Annotated in this window: 20 protein-coding genes; 1 reads left to right on the top strand and 19 read right to left on the bottom strand. The window is 53.2% G+C overall.

Going from position 1 to position 23,367, the window contains the following annotated elements; genetic code table 11:
- Positions 1-7: 7 nt before the first annotated feature.
- From ACQ3G7_RS10175 to rpsB, 19 genes are all read right to left on the bottom strand, one after another.
- Positions 8-397, bottom strand: a complete 390-nt coding sequence (locus ACQ3G7_RS10175; RefSeq protein ID WP_430889715.1) for a VOC family protein — start codon at positions 395-397, stop codon at positions 8-10.
- 59 nt (positions 398-456) lie between these two features.
- Positions 457-2,595, bottom strand: coding sequence for a lysine decarboxylase LdcC (locus ACQ3G7_RS10170; RefSeq protein WP_430889714.1), 2,139 nt, complete (start codon positions 2,593-2,595; stop codon positions 457-459).
- A 127-nt stretch (positions 2,596-2,722) separates the two neighbouring features.
- The gene (gene accA / locus ACQ3G7_RS10165; RefSeq protein ID WP_263097990.1) at positions 2,723-3,682 is read right to left on the bottom strand and encodes an acetyl-CoA carboxylase carboxyl transferase subunit alpha; all 960 of its coding nucleotides are present in this window, start codon (positions 3,680-3,682) and stop codon (positions 2,723-2,725) included.
- Positions 3,683-3,694: 12 nt separating this feature from the next.
- The gene (gene dnaE, locus ACQ3G7_RS10160) at positions 3,695-7,177 is read right to left on the bottom strand and encodes a DNA polymerase III subunit alpha (RefSeq protein ID WP_430889713.1); all 3,483 of its coding nucleotides are present in this window, start codon (positions 7,175-7,177) and stop codon (positions 3,695-3,697) included.
- 27 nt (positions 7,178-7,204) lie between these two features.
- Complete coding sequence (gene rnhB / locus ACQ3G7_RS10155; protein ID WP_430889712.1) at positions 7,205-7,801, bottom strand: ribonuclease HII; 597 nt, start codon at positions 7,799-7,801, stop codon at positions 7,205-7,207.
- Positions 7,798-8,946, bottom strand: a complete 1,149-nt coding sequence (gene lpxB, locus ACQ3G7_RS10150) for a lipid-A-disaccharide synthase (RefSeq protein ID WP_430889711.1) — start codon at positions 8,944-8,946, stop codon at positions 7,798-7,800. Before lpxB ends, rnhB begins: the two co-directional genes overlap by 4 nt.
- Positions 8,946-9,734, bottom strand: a complete 789-nt coding sequence (gene lpxA, locus ACQ3G7_RS10145) for an acyl-ACP--UDP-N-acetylglucosamine O-acyltransferase (RefSeq protein ID WP_263097994.1) — start codon at positions 9,732-9,734, stop codon at positions 8,946-8,948. Before lpxA ends, lpxB begins: the two co-directional genes overlap by 1 nt.
- 3 nt (positions 9,735-9,737) lie before the next feature.
- A complete protein-coding gene (fabZ, locus tag ACQ3G7_RS10140) occupies positions 9,738-10,193 on the bottom strand; it encodes a 3-hydroxyacyl-ACP dehydratase FabZ (RefSeq protein WP_007373234.1) in 456 nt (151 codons plus the stop codon).
- A gap of 105 nt (positions 10,194-10,298) precedes the next feature.
- On the bottom strand, positions 10,299-11,324 hold the full coding sequence (lpxD, locus tag ACQ3G7_RS10135; protein WP_263097995.1) for a UDP-3-O-(3-hydroxymyristoyl)glucosamine N-acyltransferase: 1,026 nt from the start codon (positions 11,322-11,324) through the stop codon (positions 10,299-10,301).
- A gap of 3 nt (positions 11,325-11,327) precedes the next feature.
- The gene (gene skp, locus ACQ3G7_RS10130) at positions 11,328-11,822 is read right to left on the bottom strand and encodes a molecular chaperone Skp (protein WP_263097996.1); all 495 of its coding nucleotides are present in this window, start codon (positions 11,820-11,822) and stop codon (positions 11,328-11,330) included.
- A gap of 117 nt (positions 11,823-11,939) precedes the next feature.
- Positions 11,940-14,357 (bottom strand): outer membrane protein assembly factor BamA, encoded by a 2,418-nt coding sequence (bamA, locus tag ACQ3G7_RS10125; RefSeq protein WP_263097997.1) that lies wholly within the window; start codon positions 14,355-14,357, stop codon positions 11,940-11,942.
- Positions 14,358-14,388: 31 nt separating this feature from the next.
- Positions 14,389-15,738, bottom strand: coding sequence for a sigma E protease regulator RseP (gene rseP / locus ACQ3G7_RS10120; protein WP_430889710.1), 1,350 nt, complete (start codon positions 15,736-15,738; stop codon positions 14,389-14,391).
- An 11-nt stretch (positions 15,739-15,749) separates the two neighbouring features.
- A complete protein-coding gene (cdsA, locus tag ACQ3G7_RS10115) occupies positions 15,750-16,607 on the bottom strand; it encodes a phosphatidate cytidylyltransferase (RefSeq protein ID WP_430889709.1) in 858 nt (285 codons plus the stop codon).
- 12 nt (positions 16,608-16,619) lie between these two features.
- A complete protein-coding gene (gene ispU / locus ACQ3G7_RS10110) occupies positions 16,620-17,378 on the bottom strand; it encodes a (2E,6E)-farnesyl-diphosphate-specific ditrans,polycis-undecaprenyl-diphosphate synthase (protein WP_061497567.1) in 759 nt (252 codons plus the stop codon).
- A 183-nt stretch (positions 17,379-17,561) separates the two neighbouring features.
- Positions 17,562-18,761: a 1-deoxy-D-xylulose-5-phosphate reductoisomerase gene (gene ispC / locus ACQ3G7_RS10105; protein WP_430889708.1), complete on the bottom strand. Its 1,200-nt coding sequence runs from the start codon at positions 18,759-18,761 to the stop codon at positions 17,562-17,564.
- Between the two features lie 97 nt (positions 18,762-18,858).
- On the bottom strand, positions 18,859-19,416 hold the full coding sequence (frr, locus tag ACQ3G7_RS10100) for a ribosome recycling factor (RefSeq protein ID WP_263098001.1): 558 nt from the start codon (positions 19,414-19,416) through the stop codon (positions 18,859-18,861).
- Between the two features lie 165 nt (positions 19,417-19,581).
- On the bottom strand, positions 19,582-20,307 hold the full coding sequence (gene pyrH, locus ACQ3G7_RS10095; RefSeq protein WP_061497572.1) for a UMP kinase: 726 nt from the start codon (positions 20,305-20,307) through the stop codon (positions 19,582-19,584).
- 147 nt (positions 20,308-20,454) lie between these two features.
- On the bottom strand, positions 20,455-21,306 hold the full coding sequence (tsf, locus tag ACQ3G7_RS10090; protein WP_061497573.1) for a translation elongation factor Ts: 852 nt from the start codon (positions 21,304-21,306) through the stop codon (positions 20,455-20,457).
- A gap of 140 nt (positions 21,307-21,446) precedes the next feature.
- The gene (gene rpsB / locus ACQ3G7_RS10085) at positions 21,447-22,172 is read right to left on the bottom strand and encodes a 30S ribosomal protein S2 (RefSeq protein ID WP_061497575.1); all 726 of its coding nucleotides are present in this window, start codon (positions 22,170-22,172) and stop codon (positions 21,447-21,449) included.
- Positions 22,173-22,481: 309 nt separating this feature from the next.
- On the opposite strand from rpsB, the gene map reads away from it, so the two are divergent.
- Positions 22,482-23,273, top strand: a complete 792-nt coding sequence (map, locus tag ACQ3G7_RS10080) for a type I methionyl aminopeptidase (RefSeq protein WP_430889707.1) — start codon at positions 22,482-22,484, stop codon at positions 23,271-23,273.
- Positions 23,274-23,367 lie beyond the last annotated feature (94 nt).

Genomic DNA, 23,367 nt, shown 5'->3' with positions numbered 1-23,367 from the left:
GCAAGCATTACTGCTGGTAAAGCTCCAGCGGCAGGCCATCAGGATCGTTAAAGAAGGTAAACCGTTTATCGGTGTAAGGGTCAATACGGATCGCTTCACACGCTACGCCATGCGCCTGAAGATGCGCCACTGCCTGATCAATATCCTCGACGCTAAACGCCAGATGGCGCAGGCCGCAGGCTTCAGGGCGGCTGGGGCGATGGGGTGGAAAGGGAAACGAAAACAGCTCAATCACATAGTGCCCGTTCAGCGCCAGGTCGCCTTTCCAGGAATCGCGGGCTTCCCGGTAGACTTCGCTTTGCAGCGTAAAACCGAGAATATCGCAGTAGAAGGCTTTGCTTTTGGCATAGTCCGTGGCAATGATAGCAATGTGATGAACCTGTTTTAAACCCAGCATGATCGCTCCTTTTTATTCCTCCCAGCACGTTAACTCCGCCTGCATTTGACCGCAACAGATCAGTGGACTTTTAGGACTCGTACCCGGTAGACGCCCTCCTCATCACGCTTCGCACCATGAATGTCGGTTTCAAAGCCGGGATAGTGGCGGCCAATAGCACACAGCATCAGTAAAAAATCGAGCACCGGCCGGCTTGCTTCGGTGATCATCTCGCCGGGCATCACCAGCGGGACACCTGGTGGATAGGGCAGGATCATATTGGCGGAGATGCGACCACTCAATTTTTCCAGCTCGATGGTTTCCACTTCGCTCTGGATCTGCCGCTGCCAGGCCTCATGTGGCGTCATTTTCATTTCTGGCAGAACATCGAATGCCTGCAGCATCAATCGAGGGAGATCGTGCTGACGAATAAGCCGATGGATCCCCTGCGCCAGATCCTGAATCCGCATCGTACGGTAGAAATCCGGATCTTCAGCATAGAGATCCGGCAGCATATTTTTCACTCGCAGGTTCAGATCGTAGGCGCGCTTAAACTCCATCAAGCCGCGTAACAACCCCATAGCACGGGTTTTATCAATACCAATACTGAACAGAAACAGCAGGTTATACGGACCTGTTTTTTCGACCACCACACCGCGCTCATCAAGAAACTTTGCCACCAGCGCCGCCGGGATCCCCTCGTCACCCATGTTTCCCAGCTCATCCATTCCCGGCGTTAAGATAGTGACCTTCACCGGATCGAGGAACATATGGTCGGCGTCCGCGTCCCGAAAACCGTGCCAGCTCTCGCCCGGCGCAACCGGCCAGCAGTCGGCTTCATCAATCTCTTCAGGTTGCCAGATATCGAAGAACCAGCCATCCGCTTCCTCTTTCAGGCGCTGTACTTCTTTGCGGAAATGCAGCGCACGCTCCACCGAACGGTTAATCAGCCGCTTGCCAGGGTTACCGCGCAGCATCGCAGCGGCCGTCTCAATCGAGGCCACCAGCGGATAGCTCGGTGAGGTCGTGGTATGCATCATAAAAGCTTCGTTGAACGTCTCTTCGTCATAGTCGCCTTTAATGTGGATCAGCGACGCCTGCGAAAAAGCCGCCAGCATTTTGTGCGTCGACTGGGTTTCAAAGAAGACTTTGCCCGGCATCCGTTCACCACTCATGCCGCTTTTACCGGCGTAGATTGGGTGAAAATTGGTATACGGTACCCAGGCGGAATCGAAGTGGATCGACGGGACATCCAGCGTCTGTTTGATCCAGTTGGTGTTATACAGCAACCCGTCATACGTGGAGTTGGTGATCACCGCATGCACCGGCCAGTGGGCGCCGCGGGTATTCGCCACCTTTAGCTCAATACTGGCATGGGTGAACTCACGGCGCGGGATCCCACCGAGGATCCCCAGTGCGTTGCGACCCGGTTTTAGCCAGATCGGCACAACGTCGCTCATCATCAGTAAATGGGCCAGCGATTTATGGCAGTTACGATCGATAAGCAAGGTGCTACCGGCAGGTGCAGCATACATCCCCACAATTTTGTTCGACGTCGAGGTACCGTTGGTCACCATGTAGCTCTGCTCTGCACCGAAAGTGCGGGCAATATACTCTTCCGCTTCGAGATGCGGCCCGGTGTGATCCAACAACGATCCCAGCTCCGTCACCGAGATCGACACGTCCGCCTTTAGCGTGTTGCCACCAAAGAAGTCGTAAAACAGGCATCCCACCGGGCTTTTCTGGTACGCAGTACCCGCCATATGCCCCGGCGTACAGAAGGTGTATTTTCCCTCTTTAACATAGGTGAACAGCGCGCGGGTAAACGGCGGCGTAATGTTTTCCAGGTACTCTTGCGTGTACTGGCCGATGCGCGTCGCAATATCGTCAGCAACGCTTAGCGCGTACTCAAAAAACCACAACGCCATACGCATATCCTGAGCGCTGACATCCATGGTCGAGTGCGTATTAATAAAAGCGTAGAGCGGCAAGAACTCATTAAGCTGATTGATTTCACTGCACAAATCGAGGGAATACTCATCCCAGTCAAAGATCACCCCGCAGATGCGCGGATTGTGCTCGATAAACTTCAGTAAGTCGTTGCTATTTTGCGGCCTGATAATCTGAAACCCTTGCGCCTGTAACGCCTGCTCCAGCTCCTTGATGGGTTCATCTTTGTAGAACGCGCCATGCGGTCCCATGATGGCAATAATATTCACGGCTACCTCCTTAAAAACATTCGCTAATCATAGCTGAGGTAAACCGCAAATATAAAAAAAGCCGCACACAAGGTGCAGCTCGTTGTTTCTGCCGGATGGCGCTTTGCGTACCCGGCTTGCAGCAATATCAGGCGTAGCCGTAGCTCATCAGACGCTGGTAACGGCGGTTACGCAGATCGTCTTTGCTCAGCACATCCAGATCGGCCAGGTCCGCCAGTAGTTGCGCTTTCAGCGACGCTGCCATTGTTTCCGGGTTGCGGTGCGCGCCGCCCAGCGGTTCCGGAATAATGGAGTCGATCAGCTTCAGCTCTTTCAGACGCGTGGCGATAATGCCCATTGCATCTGCGGCCAGCGGGGCTTTGTCTGCGCTTTTCCACAGGATAGACGCACATCCTTCCGGCGAGATAACGGAATAGGTGCTGTACTGCAGCATATTCACTTTATCGCCGACGCCAATCGCCAGCGCGCCGCCGGAACCGCCTTCACCAATCACGGTGCAGATAACCGGCACGTTCAGGCGAGACATCTCACGCAGGTTGCGGGCAATCGCTTCGGACTGACCACGCTCTTCAGCACCGACGCCAGGGTATGCGCCCGGGGTGTCGATAAAGGTGATGATCGGCATGTTAAAGCGTTCTGCCATTTCCATCAGGCGCAACGCTTTACGATAACCTTCCGGCGCCGGCATACCGAAGTTGCGGCGAATTTTTTCTTTGGTTTCGCGACCTTTCTGGTGGCCGATAATCATGACCGGGCGACCATCCAGACGCGCGATACCGCCAACAATGGCTTTATCATCCGCATAGGCACGATCGCCTGCCAGTTCGTCGAACTCATCGAAAGCCAGACGGACATAATCCAGGGTGTATGGACGCAGCGGATGGCGAGCCAACTGGGCAACCTGCCATGCACCAAGATCGGCGAAAATTTTGCGCGTCAACTCTACGCTTTTTTCGCGCAGACGATGCACTTCTTCGTCGATGTTAATATCCAGTTTTTCATCCTGACGGCCAACAGCGGTCAGAGAATCGATTTTCGCTTCCAGCTCAGCAATCGGCTGTTCGAAATCAAGGAAATTCAGACTCATAGTATTCCTGTATTAGTCAAACTCCAGTTCCACCTGCTCCGAACCTATGAGGCCACGCAAATCGTTAAGTAAACGATCGCTCGGAGAGACGCGCCACGTTGCGCCGAAGCGTAATCGCGCACGCGCATCCGTCCTCTGATAGTAGAGATGTACTGGAATGGTTCCCGAACGGTGCGGTTCCAGAGACTGACGGAGTCGGTTTAAAAGCTGGTCATCAATTTGCCTGTCCGTCAGCGAGATAGCAAGCCCACGGGCATATTTTTCCCGGGCTTCGTCAATGTCCATCACTTCGCGGGCGGTCATTTTAAGCCCGCCGCTGAAGTCATCAAAGCTGACCTGTCCGCTGACGATAAGTATGCGGTCTTTTTCCAGCAATTGCTGGTATTTATCCAGTGCGTCGGTGAACAACATCACCTCCAGACGCCCGGAACGGTCATCCAGCGTACAGATGCCGATACGATTGCCGCGCTTGGTGACCATAACCCGCGCAGCAATGACGAGCCCCGCCGCCGTGGTCACTTTGCCACGTTCGGTCGGATGCATGTCTTTCAGCCGATAGCCTCCGACATAGCGCTCAATTTCTTTCAAATACTGGTTGATCGGGTGCCCGGTCAGGTACAAACCTAACGTTTCCCGCTCGCCATCCAGTTGGACTTGTTCCGGCCATGGCTGGCAACTGGCGTACGACTGCTCAATTTGTTCCGGCTCTTCCGCCAGCACACCGAACATATCCGCCTGACCGATCGCTTCCGCTTTGGCATGCTGATCGGCCGCCTTCAACGCATCACCCAGCGAGTTCATCAGCGCTGCGCGATGCGGGCCAAGGCGATCAAACGCACCGGACATAATCAGTTTTTCCAGCACCCGGCGATTAAGCTTTTTAGTGTCCGTACGGGCACACAGATCAAACAACTCACGGAAATAGCCGCCGTTATTACGCGCGTCAATGATCGCTTCGATTGGGCCTTCACCCACACCTTTAATGGCACCGATGCCGTAAACAATTTCGCCGTCATCGTTGACGTGGAAATGGTACAAGCCGGAGTTGATATCTGGCGGCAGGATTTTCAGCCCCATGCGCCAGCACTCATCCACCAGACCGACCACTTTCTCGGTATTATCCATATCCGCCGTCATTACCGCCGCCATAAACTCAGCCGGGTAATGGGCTTTTAACCACAGCGTCTGGTATGACACCAAAGCATAGGCGGCAGAGTGCGATTTGTTAAATCCGTAACCGGCGAATTTCTCCACCAGGTCAAAGATTTTCATCGCCAGTTCACCGTCAACGCCGTTTTTCTTCGCCCCTTCTTCGAACGTACCGCGCTGCTTCGCCATCTCTTCCGGCTTTTTCTTACCCATCGCACGACGCAGCATATCTGCGCCGCCAAGGGTATAACCAGACAAGACCTGGGCAATCTGCATAACCTGTTCCTGATACAGGATAATGCCGTAGGTCGGCTCCAGTACCGGTTTCAGACTTTCATGCTGCCACTGCACATCCGGGTAGGAGATCTCCTCACGCCCGTGTTTACGGTCGATAAAGTTATCTACCATGCCCGACTGCAACGGCCCCGGACGGAACAGGGCCACCAGTGCGATCATATCTTCGAAGCAGTCCGGCTGCAGACGCTTAATCAGGTCTTTCATGCCGCGGGATTCAAGCTGGAATACCGCTGTGGTTTCCGAGCGTTGCAGCATGTCGAAACTTTTCTTGTCATCCAGCGGGATGGCGGCGATATCCAGTGGCGGCTGCCCCTGTTTTTCGCGGCGGGCGTTGATCATCTCCAGCGCCCAGTTGATGATGGTCAGCGTGCGCAACCCGAGGAAGTCAAACTTCACCAGCCCTGCGTATTCCACATCGTTTTTATCAAACTGGGTAACCGGGTGCTGACCGGCTTCGTCGCAGTATAGCGGCGCAAAATCGGTGATTTTGGTGGGCGCGATCACCACGCCACCGGCGTGTTTACCGGCGTTTCGCGTCACCCCTTCCAGTTTGCGCGCCATATCAATCAGCGCCTTAACTTCTTCGTCTGCTTCGTAGATCTCTGGCAGTTGCGGTTCTGCCTCAAATGCCTTCGCCAGCGTCATGCCCGGATCGGGCGGCACCAGCTTGGAAATCCTGTCGACAAAGCCGTACGGATGCCCCAGCACACGGCCCACATCGCGGATAACCGCTTTTGCCGCCATGGTACCAAAGGTGATGATCTGCGATACTGCGTCGCGCCCGTACATATCCGCCACGTGTTCAATCACCTGGTCGCGTTTCTCCATACAGAAGTCAACGTCGAAATCGGGCATCGAAACACGTTCCGGGTTCAGGAAACGTTCGAACAGCAGGTCAAATTCCAGCGGATCGAGGTCGGTAATTTTTAGCGCATACGCCACCAGCGAACCCGCACCGGATCCTCGCCCCGGTCCTACCGGTACGCCGTTATCTTTCGACCACTGGATAAACTCCATCACGATCAGGAAGTAGCCGGGGAACCCCATCTGGTTGATCACCTGGAGTTCAATGTCCAGACGCTCATCATATTCCGGACGGCGTTTAAGGCGCTCTTCTGCATCCGGGAAGAGGAATTCAAGACGCTCTTCCAGCCCCTCTTTCGACTTAGTGACCAGGAAGTCTTCGGTGGTCATTTCACCGGTCGGGAATTGCGGCAGAAAATACTCGCCCAAACGCACGGTGACATTACAGCGTTTGGCGATTTCTACCGAGTTCTCCAGCGCTTCCGGGATATCGGAAAACAGCTCGCACATCTCCTCTTCGCTGCGCATATATTGCTGAGCAGAGTAGTTGCGCGGGCGTTTAGGATCGTCGAGGGTAAAACCGTCATGGATGGCCACACGAATTTCATGCGCGTCGAAATCGCCCGCCTCAAGAAAACGCACATCGTTGGTGGCAACAACCGGTAAACCCTGTTCTTCCGCCAGTTGCACCGCGGCATGCAGCCAGGTTTCTTCGTCTGCGCGCCCGGTGCGGATCAATTCCAGGTAGTAACGATCGGGGAAATGCTCAATATAGAAAGCCAGGCACTGCTCAACCAGCGCGCTGTTGCCACGCAGCATACATTTCCCGACGTCGCCCATACGACCGCCGGAAAGCAGGATCAGACCTTCATTAAGCTCAAGCAACCAGTCGCGATCGATCCACGGCCCTTGCGCACCGTAGCCGCGCTGGTAGGCGCGTGAAATCAGCAGCGTCAGATTCTGATAGCCAACATTATTGGCGGCAAGGACCGTCAGTTGCGTCAACTCGTCGCCAAGCAGATCGCACTGCACATGAAAGTCAGCGCCAACGATGGGCTTTATGCCTGCCCCGTGCCCCGTTCCGTAGAACTTCACCAGACCACACAGGTTGGTAAAATCGGTGATCGCCAGCGCAGGCATACCCAACGAGGCCGCCTTTTTCACCAACGGCCCGGTTTTCGCCAGCCCATCGATCATGGAATAGTCGCTGTGCACCCGCAGGTGTACGAAACGTGGTTCAGCCATTTTCAGATTCCTTTAATGTCACCAGAATCAGGACACAAGACCCAACGCGCGTTTAACCGGCGCAAAGCTGCGTCGGTGATGCTCGGTTGCGCCATGCTCCGCCAGCTTCTCCAGATGGAAAGCGGTGGGATACCCTTTATGCTGCGCAAAACCATATTGAGGAAATATCAGATCCAGCGCGGCCATTTCGGCATCACGCGTGACTTTCGCGAGGATTGATGCCGCGCTAATCTCCGCCACCCGGCTGTCTCCTTTTACCACCGCCAGCGATGGCATCGGCAATTTCGGGCAACGATTGCCGTCAATCAGTACGAATTCCGGGCTAATCGCCAACCCGGCAACGGCACGCTGCATGGCCAGCATGGTGGCATGCAGAATATTGAGCTCGTCAATTTCATGCGGCTCCGCGCGACCCAGACTCCAGGCCAGCGCCTTTTCTTTTATCTCATGGTAGAGCGTCACACGGCGTTTTTCGGATAATTTTTTCGAATCGTTAAGGCCGAAAATAGGGCGTTCAGGATCGAGGATCACCGCCGCCGTCACCACCGCGCCCACTAAAGGGCCGCGCCCGACTTCATCCACACCGGCAACCAGATGCGTGTGTGGATAAACAAACTCCATCATTTTGCTAGCTCCAGCACGGCATCAGCCGCCTGCTCATCGGCATTACAGCGAATCTGCTGGTGCAGTTCGCGGAAAATTTCATGCATTTCGTTACTGGTTTTGCCGTTAGCCAGCAACGGTTCCAGCGCCTCAGCCAATGCTTGCGGCTGGCACTCATCCTGCAACAGCTCTTTTACCAGCTCACGCCCGGCAAGCAGGTTGGGCAGCGAGACATACGGCGTCTTGACCAGCCGTTTCGCCAGCCAGAACGTAAACGGCTTCATGCGATAGCCAACGACCATCGGGCACTTCGCCAGCATGCACTCCAGCGCCGCCGTGCCGGAGGCTAATAATGCGGCATCGGCGGCGATCATTGCCTCACGCGCCATACCGTCGAGCAGATGCACAGGTAACTCCGGTGCGACGTCCGCTTTGATGCGTTCAAACTGCTCGCGACGTTTGGCGTTAACCAGCGGTACAACCACTTCAAGATCGGGATAACGCTCACGGAGCAGCTGCGCTGTACGCAGAAAGTCGGCGCTCAGCATCTCAACTTCTGCACCACGGCTACCAGGTAACAGCGCCAGGCAGTGCACGTCATGGGCAATGCCTAAGTGCTCCCGTGCGGCGTTCTTATCCGGATCCAGCGGCATGGCATCCGCCATGGTATGACCGATAAACCGACACGGTACGTTGAATTTGTCGTAAAACGCTTTTTCGAAAGGCAGAAACGCGAGCACCAGGTCGGTGGCTCTGCCAATTTTGAAAACGCGTTTTTGCCGCCATGCCCAGACAGACGGGCTGACGTAATGAATCGTTTTGATACCCTGCTTTTTCAGATTGCCTTCGAGGGTAATGTTGAAATCCGGTGCGTCGATACCGACAAACACATCCGGTTTCAGTGTGCTAAAGCGTCGGGTCAGATCGGCGCGGATGTGCAGTAACCGGCGCAAGCGCCCCAGCACCTCAACGATGCCCATGACCGCCAGCTCTTCCATCTCATACCAGGCTTCACACCCTTCCGCCTGCATACGCGGCCCCGCTACGCCGACAAAGCGGGCATTGGGTACACGGGCTTTCAGTGCGCGAATAAGACCGGCACCAAGAATATCGCCGGAGGTTTCTCCGGCGACCAGGGCTATCGTAAGAGGACGATTGTCGACCATTAACGAATCAGACCGCGCGTTGAACGTTCGAAGAACTGCAGGAACGCATCAACTTCCGGATGCTTCGCCGCAAGCTCAGCAATCTCCGGTTTCGCCTCTTCCAGCGTTTTACCGCTGCGGTACAGCAATTTATACGCGTTACGGATAGCCACTAACGCTTCTTTGCTAAAGCCGCGACGTTTCAGGCCTTCAATGTTCACGCCAAACGGCGTGGCATGGTTGCCCTGAGCGATCACATATGGCGGAACGTCCTGTGCGACACCGGAACAGCCGCCGACCATCACATGCGCACCGATGATGCAGAACTGGTGCACTGCGGTCATGCCGCCGATAATCGCAAAGTCGTCAACGGAGACGTGCCCCGCCAGCGTAGCGTTATTCGCGAGGATGCAGCGACTACCCACGGTGCAGTCATGCGCAACGTGCGCATTAACCATCAGCAGGTTATCGCTCCCCACCTTCGTCAACCCACCGCCCTGTACTGTGCCGCGGTGAATGGTGACGCTTTCGCGAATGCGGTTGCGATCGCCAATTTCCACGCGAGTCGGTTCACCAGCATATTTCAGATCCTGGTTAACTTCGCCGATGGAGGCGAACTGATAAATCTCATTGTCGCGACCAATTTTAGTATGGCCATTCACGACAACGTGAGACTTCAGTACGGTACCCTCACCAATTTCAACGTGGGGTCCCACAATACAGAATGGGCCGATATGAGCGTTAGCGCCGATAATGGCGCCTTCTTCAATAACGGCTGTTGGATGAATAAAGGCGGTTTTATCAATCACGTATCAGGCCTCCCGGCTACGTGCACACATCATAGTCGCTTCACAAACAACTTTACCGTCTACCAGCGCAACACCTTTAAAACGGGTCAGGCCGCGGCGGGTTTTTTCGAAAGTGACTTCCATGATCATCTGATCGCCAGGCACAACCGGGCGCTTAAAGCGCGCTTCGTCGATGCCAGCAAAGTAGTACAGCTCACCCGGCTCCAGTTTTCCAACGCTTTTGAACGCCAGAATACCGGTTGCCTGCGCCATTGCTTCGAGGATCAGCACGCCCGGGAAAATCGGTTTGCCAGGGAAATGCCCCTGGAAAAACGGTTCGTTGACCGAAACATTTTTTACTGCGCGCAGAAAACGACCTTCTTCAAAATCCAGCACACGGTCTACCAGCAAGAACGGGTAGCGGTGCGGCAGAAGTTCCAGAATCTCTTCAATGTGCAGAGTATGAGTGTCAGTAGTCAAAATACTCTTCCTGTCCAAATATACTAAAAGGCAATAATAACACGGCCCGCGGCAATCTTGAGAATGCCCACAGGCCGGGATTTAAACGCGTTAAACGGCGAATGATTATTCTTGTTGATTAACCTTGCGCTCGACTGCTTTCAGGCGCTTGCTCATATCATCAATGTTCATCACCAGGGCTGCGGTTTTACGCCACACTTTGTTAGGCTGCAGCGGGATACCCGAAGAGTAAACGCCAGGCTCAGTGATAGGACGCATGACCATCCCCATCCCCGTTACGGTAACTTTGTCGCAAATTTCCATATGCCCGTTGATTACGCTGGCGCCGCCAATCATGCAGTAACGGCCAATTTTCAGGCTGCCTGCCATAATGACGCCCCCCGCAACCGCGGTATTGTCGCCAATCACGACGTTATGTGCAATCTGGCACTGATTATCAATGATGACGCCATTGCCAATGCAGGTATCGTCCAGCGCGCCGCGATCGATCGTGGTGCAGGCGCCAATCTCAACGTTGTTGCCGATAATCACGCGGCCAAGTTGTGGAATTTTAACCCAATTACCGCGATCGTTGGCGTAACCAAAACCGTCAGAACCAATCACCGTCCCGGATTGAACAAGGCAATTTTCGCCGATCTCAATCTCGTGGTAAATGGTGACATTGGCCCACAGGCGCGAGCCTGAGCCAATTTTCGTATTTTTCCCGACAAAACAGCCGGCGCCGATAACCACGTTATCACCCAGCGTCACGCCGGATTCGATCACCGCATTCGGGCCAATCGAGACGTTATTACCCAGCCTGGCCGTTGCATCAATCACCGCACCAGGGGCAATGTCTTGTGCCGGCTGCGGCGTGGTATCCAGAATTTGGGCCATACGCGCATAAGTCAGGTACGGATTTTTAACGACCAGCGCTGCGCTCCTGGCAAAAGGAAGATCGTCCTGCGTCATAACAACGGCGGACGCCTGGCATGCAGCCAGATGCTCACGGTATTTTGGATTTACCATGAAAGTGATGTGACCTGCTTGAGCAGATTGCATGGACGCAACGCCGGTGATGACGATATCGCCATCACCGTGTAGTTCTGCATCCAACTGCTGAGCTAAATCAGCCAGTCGAATTGAAGGCATTACTTATTTAACCTGTTTCAGTACATCAGCGGTGATGTCTTTTACATCATTGCTGTTGTAAATAACGGCGTTGGAAGGAACAACCAGATCGATACCCTGGTCCGCAGCAACTTTTTTCACTGCAGTCTGAATACGGGTAACCAGTTTACCGCGTTCTTCGTTAGAACGACGAGCCTGATCCTGTTCGAAAGCCTGTGCTTTCTGAGCAAATGCCTGGCCACCGGTAGTCAGTTCTTTTTCCAGCTTAGCGCGATCGGCTGGTTTCATCGTAGAACCATCACGCTGCAGACGCTGTTTTTTGGCTTGCAGGTCGGATTCCATGCTCTGCAGTTCGCTTGCGCGACCGCCGAATTCGTTTTTCATGGTCTGAGAAACGCCGGAAGTCTGCGCGACCTGCTGTAACAGGTTACCCATATCAACAATCGCAATCTTGTCTGCTGCCTGAGCGGACGCTGCCATTGCCAAACCGAAACCTGCAGCTAATAACAACTTTTTCACAATTAACTCCTTACCATCCCGTTTGTACCCGGAGGTACAGCTCTTTGCGTGGCCGGGCCTTCTATCCAGGGCCTCGGCCATCACTACACTGCTGATACATTCCCTTGCAGCGATACGTTACCAGGTTTTACCAATGTTAAACTGGAACTGTTCCGCTTTGTCTCCATCGTACTTTTTAAACGGCTGGGCGTAGGAGAAGACCAACGGCCCCAATGGGGACATCCATTGTAAAGCAATACCTGCAGACATACGGATATTGCTCGGATCACTATAATCCGGAACGCCCAGTGCTTTCATCTCTGCGGTATTCTGCCAGTTTGTATCCCAAACCGTACCCGCATCCCAGAAGAAGGAAGTACGGACAGAGTTCGCATACTTATCGCTGATAAACGGCGTAGGCGTAATCAGCTCGACGCTGGCGACGCCCATTGCGTTACCACCAACCGCATCGCTAGACTTACACAGCTTGCTGGTATCTGTAGTATCGCAGTTATCCAGGCCACTGCCACCGTAATACACCGCTTTCGGACCAATGTTATTGGACTGGAAGCCACGAACAGTGCTCGAACCACCGGCATAGAAGTTCTCATAGAATGGCATTTCCTTGCCACCCAGGCCGTCACCATATCCCCAGCGAGTACGACCCAGAACGACCCAATTGTGATCGTCATCAATAGGGAAGTAGGAAGCCGTATCGACAGTGACTTTGTAGAACTCGTTATCAGACCCCGGAATGGTCACTTTACCGTTCAGGTTAATACGCGACCCTTTCGTCGGGAAATAACCACGGTCGAGGTTGTTATAGGTCCACCCATAGTTAAAGGTGAAGTCGTCCGCCGAGTAGCCGTTATTGTCATCCGTCCTGCTGGCGTTCTGCCCGACGGAATCAAGATAACGCCACATCGCCACCTGCGGTTCCATTTTGGACAGGGAGTTATGCACGTAACCTAAACCTGTGCGCAGGGTGTTGTACTCGTTGATCGGGAACCCAAGGGTGCCATCCAGACCATAGCTCTTGTTGGTATACGAAGAGAGGTCCGCATTGTCAGCTTTAAAGTCGTTATAGAAGATACGACCGCCGAGGCTGACGCCATCAACCGTAAAGTACGGGTTAGTGACCGAGAACTCGGAGTACGTCTGGTAATCGTTTTTGGTACCGCTGATGCCGACGGAGTAGCCCGTTCCCAGCCAGTTATCTTGCTGTACGCCGACCTGGAAGCTAACACCACTCTCAGTACCGTAACCGACGCCAAAGTTGAAGCTACCGGTATTGCGCTCTTTAACCTTGTAGACGACGTCAACCTGATCCGGACTGCCGGGAACACGTTGCGTTTCGGTGTCTACGGTTTCGAAGTAGCCCAGACGGTTGAGGCGCTCTTTGCCCTGGTCAACCAAATCGCTGCCCAGCCATGCCCCTTCCATCTGGCGCATTTCGCGACGCAGTACGGCATCTTTGGAGGTGTCATTACCTTCAAAGCGGATTTTACGCACGTAGAAGCGGTTGCCGGCATCGACATTGATGCGCAGCTTAACCGTTTTGTCGGTATCGTTGATTTCCGGCTGCGTCTGAACGCGCGGATAGGCGTAACCATAGCGGCCGAGCAGTTTTTTAATGCTGTCTTCCATTTTGGTCACTTTGGCGCCGCTATACAGCTCGCCGGGTTCGACCTTCGTCAGACCTTCGATCTCTGCAGAGTGACCAGCCAGATTACCGCTAACCTGCACGCCAGAAAGCTTGTATTGATCGCCTTCGGTGACGTTAACGGTAATGTAGATCCCTTTTTTGTCCGGCGTCAGGCTGACCTGCGTCGAATCAATGTTGAAGCGGGCATAGCCGCGATCCAGATAGTAGCTGCGCAGTGTTTCTAAGTCGCCAGCCAGTTTCTGTTTCTGATATTTGCGATCGCCGACGACGTTCCACCACGGAACTTCATCACGCAACTGGAAGTTGGAGATCAACTGTTCGGTGCTGAATGCGTGGTTACCTACAATGTTGATCTGCTGGATCTGCGCAGACACGCCTTCCTGGAAGACCAGCTTCAGGTCAACACGGTTGCGCGGCAGCGGCGTCACAACAGCTTTAACGCTGGCGCTGTATTTACCTACGCTGTAGTAGAAATCTTCCAACCCTTTTTCAATATCGGACAGGGTCGTACGGTCCAGTGACTCGCCCACACGCACGCCAGAAGCCTCAAGGTTCTGTTTCAGCATGTCATCTTTCACCGACTTGTTGCCGGAGAAGGTGATGCTGGCGATTGTCGGGCGTTCTTTCACCTGGACAAGAAGCGTATCACCATCGCGCAGGACACGAACATCCTCAAAGTTGCCAGTGGCAAACAGTGCGCGAATGGTGTTACTGATATCTTCATCATTCACCGTATCACCAGGGCGTACTGGCATACTGAGGAGGGCCGCACCAACGGCGACACGCTGCAGGCCTTCGAAATGAATGTCCTTCACTACGAACCCGTCAGCACCGTATACGGTGGCGCTGCTAAACAGCAGCGACGCTATGAGCAACTTTTTCATCGCCATCGTTATTATGCGTTCTTCCTAACAAACTCTCTTACAAGCGAGAGAAATCATTGAAAAGTGCAAGCCCCATTAACAGCACCAGCAAAATAGAGCCAATGCGATAACTAAAGTCTTGAACTCGCTCGGATACCGGTCCGCCCTTCAGCTTCTCGATCGCTAAAAACAGCAGATGCCCGCCATCAAGAACGGGTAATGGGAACAGGTTAATGATACCCAGGTTCACGCTTATCAAAGCGAGGAACATCAGGTAGTAAATCAACCCGAACTCCGCTGACATCCCAGCCCCTTGAGCTATCGAAATCGGCCCACTGAGGTTGTTCAGTTTTACATCACCGGTGATCAATTTCCCCAACATACTGACCGTCAGCTTCATCAACTGCCACGTTTTATCCGTAGCTTCGGCGATGGCGCTAAATGGCCCGTACTGGCGTACTGTCTTGTATTCATCTGGCAGCGGGATAACTTTGGGCACAACGCCCGCAAAACCCTCTGCCTTGTTACCCGGCTTTGTATCCGGTATTAACGTTAAAGACAAGGGACTCCCCTGCCTTTCTACTTCCAGGGCTAACGATGTGCCGGGGTTATCACGAACCAGCGCCACAAACGTCATCCATTGCGTTAACTGCTGACCATCGACTTTAACGATCCTGTCGCCAGCTTGCAAACCTGCTTTGCTGGCCGCAGAGTTAGCCTGAACCTCTGCAAGCACCGGTTCGAGCTGCGCTGAACGCGGCTGAATCCCCAGTGACGCAACCGGATCTTCCTTATCAGGTTCAAAGGCCCAATGACGTAAATCCAGCAGTTTGTCCTGACGATTGTTACTGCCGAAAGGCGCTACGCTGATAGTCGTCTGGCTGTCGCCGATTTTAGACACCAACTGTAAGCGCACAGCATCCCAATCAGGCGTTTCGATACCATCAATCGCTTTTAGTTCCGTGCCGGGTGCAATTTGCGCAGCGGCCGCAATAGAGTTGGGCGTTATTTCGCCAACGACCGGGCGAACGCCAGGAACACCGATGATAAAGACCAGCCAGTAGGCGAAGATAGCAAAGAGGAAATTGGCGATGGGGCCAGCAGCGATAACGGCGGCACGCTGACCGACCGTTTTATTGTTAAATGCATAATGACGCATCTCCGGCGCAACCGGCTCAACACGCTCATCCAACATTTTGACATAGCCACCCAGCGGAATAAGGGCGATGACAAATTCTGTGCCGTGCTTATCCGTACGGCGCCAGAGCGCTTTACCAAAACCAATGGAAAAGCGCTCAACCCGCACTCCGCAGCGGCGAGCAACCCAGAAATGGCCAAATTCATGCACGGTGATCAACACACCAAGTGCAACGATGAACGCCGCCAGATTCCAGAGAATGCTCAGCATAAAACCTTCCGTTAAATCGTCCTGAAAACCAGCAGTAACAGGCAGGCAAATACAGGTACTGCCGCTGTCAGGCTGTCAATGCGATCCAGTATACCGCCATGACCCGGAATAAGATGACCACTATCTTTTATTCCGGCTTCACGCTTGAACATACTTTCCGTTAAATCACCCAGCACTGACGCCAGTGCCGCGACCACTGAACAAATTAAAAGTGTTGAAGGCGCAACATTGAGATCCGCCCAGGCGCTATATCCCCATGAAATAACGCCAGCGGTCAGCAGTCCGCCCAGAAAACCTTGCCAGGTTTTGCCAGGCGAAACTTTCGGCGCCAGCTTATGTTTGCCAAACAGTTTGCCAAACATATACGCACCTGAATCCGCGCCCCACACCAGGATCATCACATACAGCAGCCACAGCGCACCGCCATAGTGGTTCTGATCGTAGTGCCAGACACGGAGCGCCAGCATACCCCAGAAAAAAGGAATAATCGTCAGTACGCCAAAGATCAGACGCAGAACTTTCGACTTACGCCACAACGCAGCGGATGCCGGATAACCCAACACCAGCACCAGCGCAATCAGCCACCAGACCAGCGAAGCCCACAATGAGACCGCGACCATTGGCTGGTGAACATTGTGATGATATTCCGGCAACATGATCAGCATAAACGCCAACAGAAGCCCGCATAATACCGCCAGCCAGATCCGCTGAGTACGTGATGTGAAGCCGCTTAATTGCCCCCATTCCCACGCTGCGAGCATACAAACGGCGAGCGTAACGATCGCGAACCCCACCGGAGGCAACAAAAAAAGTGCTGCGATAACAATTGGTATTAATACAAAAGCAGAAATCAGGCGATACTTCAGCAAAAGCAACCCCCATCAGGCTTTGTCGCCACCAGGCTCGGTGCCGCCGAAACGACGCTCTCGATTGGCAAAGGCATGTAGCGCACCTTCAAAGTCTTGTTCATCAAAATCGGGCCAAAGAACATCAGTAAAGTAAAGTTCGGCATAGGCAATTTGCCAAAGTAAAAAATTACTTATGCGATGTTCCCCACCAGTCCTAATCACTAAATCAACGGGAGCCAGTTCATGCATGCAGATTTGCTTATTCAGCGTTTCTTCATCAATTTGATCCGGGCGTAATAGCCCTTCCTGCACTTGCACAGCTAACTGACGGACTCCCTGAACAATATCCCAGCGACCACCATAGTTCGCCGCGACATTCAGCGTCAGCCCGGTGTTCTGGGCGGTTAACGCTTCCGCTTTACGGATTCGATCCTGCAAACGCGTATTAAAACGACTGGTATCGCCAATGATGCGTAAACGCACATTATGACGATGCAGGCTTTTCACTTCGCTATCCAGCGCCCACACAAACAGCTCCATCAGCGCACTGACTTCCTGCGCCGGGCGGTTCCAGTTCTCGCTACTAAAAGCATAAAGCGTCAGCGCATCAATACCATTATTGGCGGCATAAGATACCGCACGGCGAACAGACTTTGCTCCAGCCCGATGACCAAAGGCCCGGAGCTTCCCTTGTCTTTTCGCCCAGCGACCATTGCCATCCATAATTATCGCTACATGGCGGCAGCCATGCGTTGGCAAACTTTCGCTTATCGGTTGGTTAGCAGACAACATAACGCGTTTTAGTCCCTGAAAAGGATTGAGCGGTACTCAGGAATACACAAGCCTTTACGCAAAAAAGCCGTGTAAACCACGGCTAACCCAACAGCCCATATAACAAACTGGCTATTGGGTGGCGCAGACTATATCACCGAAGCCGAACGCTAACAAATAGCACCGTAACTCATGGCTGTAATATCACCAGCTTGCGAAGCGCGTCACTTCTCTTTGCGCGACATCACGAGCCAGGGCGTCAACAGACAATACATCATCGATACTTTGCGGTTCACGTAAATCCATCTGCTCCAGCACAGACAGATTCAGGGCAGCGATATCCGTGAAACGAATCGCGGACGCCAGGAATGCCGAAACAGTGACCTCATTTGCTGCATTTAACGCGGTTGTCGCTGCCTGTCCGTCGCGTGAAGCATCAATGGCCAGCTTCAGGCAGGGATAACGATCATAATCAGGCGCAGCGAAACTTAACGAATTCAGTTTGCAGAAATCGAGGGCATTAACACCCGAAGGCACACGATCAGGCCAGGCCATTGTATGTGCAATAGGCGTACGCATATCCGGCTCACCCAGTTGCGCTAAAACACTGCCATCCTGGTAACGCACCATGGAATGGATCACCGATTGCGGATGGATCAGCACTTCCATTTGGCGGGCAGAGGCATTAAACAACCAGCGTGCTTCAATGTATTCCAGACCTTTATTCATCATAGTGGCTGAATCAACGGAAATCTTACGCCCCATTGACCAGTTAGGATGGCGACATGCCTGATCCGGCGTCATCGCCGCCAGATCCGCTAATGGCGTCTCCCGAAATGGACCACCAGACCCGGTAAGCAGAATAGACGAAACGCCATTCTGCTCCAGATCAGCGTACCCCAGGTTTTGCTGAATTGTTTCCGGTAAACTCTGAAAAATAGCGTTATGCTCGCTATCCACCGGCAAAAGCCGCGCGCCGCTCTCTTTCACCGCCTCCATAAACAAGCGGCCACAGGTCACCAGCGACTCTTTATTCGCCAGCAACACCGTCTTGCCTGCGCGAATCGCAGCAAGCGTTGGCACCAAACCGGCGGCACCGACAATGGCGGCCATGACCTGATCGACATCACCCAACGCGGCCATTTCGCAAGCCCCCTGCTGACCACTCAGCACCTCAGTACGGCAACCCGTTTCTTGCAAAGCGATTTTTAACTGCTGCGCGCTCTGCTCATCGTCCATGACAGCGAAACGTGGGGTGAATTCCAGACACTGTTCAACCATACGGGCAACATTTTTGCCTGCCACCAGCGCAGTAACGGAAAAACGATCGGGATTGTGGCGAACCACATCAAGCGTGCTGCAACCAATAGAACCCGTTGAGCCCAGAAGAGTTAAATGCTTCATGAAACGCTCACAACGTTGCGAGAATAAAAAGCAAAACGCCGCCAGCAAAGCCACTGTAATGGCTCTCTGTACGGCGTTTTAGTCGGTTTTTATAGAATCAGAACTGCATCAGTTCCGCTTCTTTATCCGCCAGCGCCGCATCCACTTTCTTGATGGCAGCATCGGTCAGTTTCTGCACGTCATCCTGTGAACGGCGATCGTCGTCTTCGCTGATTTCTTTGTCTTTCAGCAGAGCTTTCACTTTATCGTTCGCATCACGGCGGACGTTACGTACAGCAACGCGTGCTTGTTCAGCTTCGCCTCGAACAACTTTGATCAGATCTTTACGACGTTCTTCGGTCAGCGCCGGCAGCGGAACGCGGATATCGCTCCCTGCGGAGTTCGGGTTCAGACCCAAGTCAGATGTCATGATGGCTTTTTCAACGGCCGGGCTCATTGAGCGATCGAATACGTTGATTTTCAGCGTACGGGAATCTTCCACTGTTACGCTTGCCAACTGGCGCAACGGCGTCGGCGTACCGTAATATTCCACCACGATGCCATCCAGCAGGCTCGGGGAAGCGCGACCAGTGCGCACTTTGCTGATTTGAGTTTTGAACGATTCTACGCATTTTTCCATGCGCACTTCAGCATCTTTTCTGATATCGCTAATCACGTTACGGATCCTTGAAATCTTGTCGCAGGCAGACCATACGCAGGCACGCCTGGTTGCGGGTGTGCTAAGTATAGCGCTGTTCAACATTCTGGCATCGTGAGATGCCAGAAAGAACGGCTCAATAAATTAAAGCGGAATCTTACCTTTATTTATTGCTTACGGGAATTATTCCGTAATCAATGTGCCTTCTTTTTCGCCCATTACCACGCGACGCAGCGCGCCGGGTTTGTTCATATTGAACACGCGAATCGGCAGTTTATGATCGCGGGCCAGCGTAAAGGCCGCCAGATCCATCACTTTCAGTTCTTTATCCAACACTTCGGTGTAGCTCAGTTGCTCACACAGCGTTGCAGTCGGATCGGTCACCGGATCGGCAGTAAACACGCCGTCTACTTTGGTTGCTTTCAGCACGACATCGGCTTCGATTTCGATACCGCGCAGGCAAGCAGCGGAATCGGTCGTGAAGAACGGGTTACCGGTACCGGCACTGAAAATAACGACACGGTTATTGCGCAGCAGGCTGATAGCCTCCGCCCAGCTGTAGTTGTCGCACACGCCATTCAGCGGAAACGCGGACATCAGACGCGCGTTCACATAGGCACGATGCAGCGCATCACGCATCGCCAGGCCGTTCATCACCGTTGCCAGCATACCCATGTGATCGCCCACAACGCGGTTCATGCCCGCTTTTGCCAGCCCCGCGCCGCGGAACAGGTTACCGCCACCAATCACCACGCCAACCTGAACTCCCAGTTCAACCAGCTCTTTAATTTCCTGCGCCATACGGTCAAGAATGCTTGCGTCAATACCGAAGCCTTCGGATCCCTGGAGCGCTTCGCCGCTCAGCTTAAGCAGAATGCGTTTGTAGACGGGTTTTGCATTGGTAGCCATGTTTCTTTCCTGAGACTGTCAACAATTGGACGGATTTAATACTGGCGCTATGATACGTCGCCTGTCAGCGCAAACACTAGCGTGTTGGCTGATTTTCAGATGAAGGGCATAAAAAGAAGCCGCCCTAAGGCGGCTCCTTTTTAGTGATTAAGACTGCTTGGACATTGCAGCAACTTCTGCTGCGAAGTCAGTCTCAACTTTCTCGATGCCTTCGCCCACTTCGAAGCGGATGAAGCCAGTTACGTCAGCGTTGTGCTCTTTCAGCAGCTGACCAACAGTTTTGCTCGGATCCATAACGAAAGGCTGGCCGGTCAGAGAAACTTCGCCGGTGAATTTCTTCATGCGGCCTTCAACCATTTTCTCTGCGATTTCTTTCGGTTTGCCAGACTGCATGGCGATGTCCAGCTGAACCTGGTACTCTTTTTCTACCACTTCAGCAGACACGTCTTCCGGTTTAACGAATTCCGGTTTGCTTGCAGCAACGTGCATAGCCAGCTGTTTAACCAGTTCCTGATCCGCGCCTTTAGCCGCAATCAGAACACCGATACGCGCACCGTGCTGGTAAGAACCCAGAACTTCGCCTTCCAGGGAAGCAACGCGACGGATGTTGATGTTCTCACCAATTTTAGCAACCAGCGCAACACGCTCTTCTTCGAACTGTGCTTTCAGAACTTCAACGTCGGTGATTTTGCCAGCAACAGCGGCATCCAGCACTTTGTTTGCAAATGCCTGGAAACCACCATCTTTCGCCACGAAGTCAGTCTGGCAGTTTACTTCCAGAATGATGCCGTAGGTGCCGTCGATCTTAGTGATGATCACGCCGTCAGCAGCAACGTTGCCTGCTTTTTTCGCTGCTTTGATAGCACCGGATTTACGCATATTTTCGATTGCCAGCTCGATGTCGCCGTTCGCTTCAGTCAGTGCTTTTTTGCAATCCATCATGCCTGCGCCAGTACGTTCACGCAGCTCTTTTACCAGGGATGCGGTAATTTCAGCCATTCTTTAATCCTCGGGAGAGATATGACCTGCCTGGTTCAGGGAACCAAACAGGCTTAAAAGTGAAAAAGGGGGCCATAAACAGGCCCCCTAACCAAACTCGGTACTACCTGCTCAATAAGGGGCTCAGAGAGCGTGCCTTATTACTCAGCTTCTACGAAGCTTTCTTCCGCCTGAGTAGCCAGATCCGAAGAACGGCCTTCACGAACGGTAGCAGCAACGGCATTCAGGTACAGGCTAACAGCACGGATTGCGTCATCGTTACCCGGGATAACGAAGTCAACGCCGTCCGGATCGGAGTTGGTATCAACGATAGCAAATACCGGGATACCCAGGTTGTTTGCTTCTTTGATTGCGATGTGCTCGTGGTCAGCGTCGATAACGAACAGAGCGTCCGGCAGACCGCCCATGTCTTTGATACCGCCCAGGCTGTTTTCCAGCTTGTCCAGTTCACGAGTGCGCATCAGCGCTTCTTTCTTGGTCAGCTTGTCGAAGGTACCGTCCTGAGACTGAGTTTCCAGGTCTTTCAGACGTTTGATGGACTGACGAACGGTTTTCCAGTTAGTCAGCATACCGCCCAACCAGCGATGGTTCACGAAGAACTGGTCGCAGTTCAGAGCAGCTTCTTTCACCGCTTCGCTTGCAGCGCGTTTAGTACCAACGATCAGGATTTTGCCTTTGCGAGAAGCAATTTTGTTCAGCTCAGCCAGGGCTTCGTTGAACATCGGTACAGTTTTCTCAAGGTTGATGATGTGAACTTTGTTACGCGCACCGAAGATGAACGGCTTCATTTTCGGGTTCCAGTAACGGGTCTGGTGACCAAAGTGAACACCAGCCTTGAGCATATCGCGCATGGAAACAGTTGCCATGTTTAAAACCTCTATATAAAAGTTGGGGTTATGCCTCCACGTATCCCATATTACCGACCCCGAAGGGCACCCCGGAATATGTGCCGATACGTGTGTGTTATTACACAAAGTGAGATTTGTGGCTCCCATCCCAAAACAGGAACGGAAGTCCGGCGCGCTTTATATCACAAAACACTGCCGGACACCAATAGTTGTTGACGCGGTGTGCTGTTAATGATTCTCAATTTGGCACAAAGCTTGCCCGACTGTTACCATGAACAACACTTATCCTGGTATAGTCGAAAAATTCGACACTGATGGACGCACTCCATGGCTATCTCAATTAAAACTCCTGAAGAAATCGAAAAAATGCGCATTGCCGGTCGTCTGGCCGCCGAAGTGCTGGAAATGATCGAACCGTACGTTAAACCGGGCGTCAGCACCGGCGAGCTGGACCGCATCTGCAATGACTACATCGTCAATGAGCAACACGCGATCTCCGCTTGCCTCGGTTACCACGGCTTCCCGAAATCCGTCTGTATCTCTATTAATGAAGTGGTATGTCACGGTATCCCGGATGACGAAAAACTGCTGAAAGATGGCGATGTGGTCAACATCGACGTGACCGTTATCAAAGACGACTATCACGGCGACACCTCCAAAATGTTTATCGTCGGCAAACCGACCATCCTTGGCGAACGCCTGTGCCACGTCACCCAGGAGAGCCTCTATCTGGCCCTGCGCATGGTGAAACCGGGCATTCGTCTGCGTACCCTTGGCGCAGCTATCCAGAAATTTGTAGAAGCGCAGGGCTTCTCCGTGGTGCGCGAATACTGCGGGCACGGCATTGGTCGCGGCTTCCACGAAGAGCCGCAGGTTCTGCACTATGATGCAGATGACGGCGGCGTTGTGTTGCAGGCCGGTATGACCTTCACCGTAGAGCCGATGGTCAACGCCGGTGATTACCGCATTCGCACCATGAAAGATGGCTGGACGGTGAAAACCAAAGATCGCAGCCTGTCGGCGCAATACGAGCACACGATCGTGGTGACGGAAACGGGTTGTGAGATCCTGACCCTGCGCAAAGACGACGCAATCGACGCAGTACTGACGGCCGCCTAATCTCCGCCGTTACGCCCCTCTCTACGGCCCGCTCTGCGGGTCGTTTTTTTTGCCCCGCCAACCTCTTCGTCATACGTATAAACGACTTTTCATT

The organism is Kosakonia sp. N21 (assembly GCF_050587465.1).
Classification (GTDB): Bacteria; Pseudomonadota; Gammaproteobacteria; order Enterobacterales; family Enterobacteriaceae.
This window is presented reverse-complemented; position numbering and strand designations above follow the sequence as displayed.

Bases quoted from the DNA above. Each gene is read 5' to 3' on its own strand.
- accA (WP_263097990.1), bottom strand. From the start codon at position 3,682: ATGAGTCTGAATTTCCTTGATTTCGAACAGCCGATTGCTGAGCTGGAA.
- lpxD (WP_263097995.1), bottom strand. From the start codon at position 11,324: ATGCCTTCAATTCGACTGGCTGATTTAGCTCAGCAGTTGGATGCAGAA.
- rseP (WP_430889710.1), bottom strand. From the start codon at position 15,738: ATGCTGAGCATTCTCTGGAATCTGGCGGCGTTCATCGTTGCACTTGGT.
- bamA (WP_263097997.1), bottom strand. From the start codon at position 14,357: ATGGCGATGAAAAAGTTGCTCATAGCGTCGCTGCTGTTTAGCAGCGCC.
- dnaE (WP_430889713.1), bottom strand. From the start codon at position 7,177: ATGGCTGAACCACGTTTCGTACACCTGCGGGTGCACAGCGACTATTCC.
- ACQ3G7_RS10175 (WP_430889715.1), bottom strand. From the start codon at position 397: ATGCTGGGTTTAAAACAGGTTCATCACATTGCTATCATTGCCACGGAC.
- tsf (WP_061497573.1), bottom strand. From the start codon at position 21,306: ATGGCTGAAATTACCGCATCCCTGGTAAAAGAGCTGCGTGAACGTACT.
- map (WP_430889707.1), top strand. From the start codon at position 22,482: ATGGCTATCTCAATTAAAACTCCTGAAGAAATCGAAAAAATGCGCATT.
- lpxB (WP_430889711.1), bottom strand. From the start codon at position 8,946: ATGGTCGACAATCGTCCTCTTACGATAGCCCTGGTCGCCGGAGAAACC.
- rpsB (WP_061497575.1), bottom strand. From the start codon at position 22,172: ATGGCAACTGTTTCCATGCGCGATATGCTCAAGGCTGGTGTTCACTTT.
- pyrH (WP_061497572.1), bottom strand. From the start codon at position 20,307: ATGGCTACCAATGCAAAACCCGTCTACAAACGCATTCTGCTTAAGCTG.
- ispC (WP_430889708.1), bottom strand. From the start codon at position 18,761: ATGAAGCATTTAACTCTTCTGGGCTCAACGGGTTCTATTGGTTGCAGC.
- ispU (WP_061497567.1), bottom strand. From the start codon at position 17,378: ATGTTGTCTGCTAACCAACCGATAAGCGAAAGTTTGCCAACGCATGGC.
- rnhB (WP_430889712.1), bottom strand. From the start codon at position 7,801: ATGATGGAGTTTGTTTATCCACACACGCATCTGGTTGCCGGTGTGGAT.